The following is a 313-nucleotide window of genomic DNA, read 5'->3' as shown; positions in this document are numbered from 1 at the left end:
CCGTCACCGCCTCCACAGCGAGTGGTCGGCTGGCCGGCAGCCGCTCCGGCAAGCCGGCTCGGACCACGACCGCCTATGATGGGCTGATCGCCTGGGCGGTCTCGACCCTGGTCGTCGTGTACCTGCTGTCCTCGGCGGTCGGGGGCCTCGTCAGCGGCGCATCGTGCGCGGTGTCGAGCCCGCTCGGTGGCGCCGGCTACCTGATCGGCGGCTCGTTGAAGACGGCAGCCCAGTCCGCGGCCCCGTCGCTGCCGGGCATGGACAACCCGTTCTCGAACATCGAGAGCCAGGTCCGCGGCACGACCGGCAATGA

General features: G+C 71.6%; 1 pseudogene. It reads left to right on the top strand.

Features of this window, described 5'->3' with window-relative positions:
- Positions 1–313, top strand: a pseudogene (locus tag MKK65_RS22570) (PhnA-like protein); the annotation flags it as partial.

The organism is Methylobacterium sp. J-001 (assembly GCF_022829565.1).
In the GTDB taxonomy this organism is placed as follows: Bacteria; Pseudomonadota; Alphaproteobacteria; order Rhizobiales; family Beijerinckiaceae; genus Methylobacterium.
This window is presented reverse-complemented; position numbering and strand designations above follow the sequence as displayed.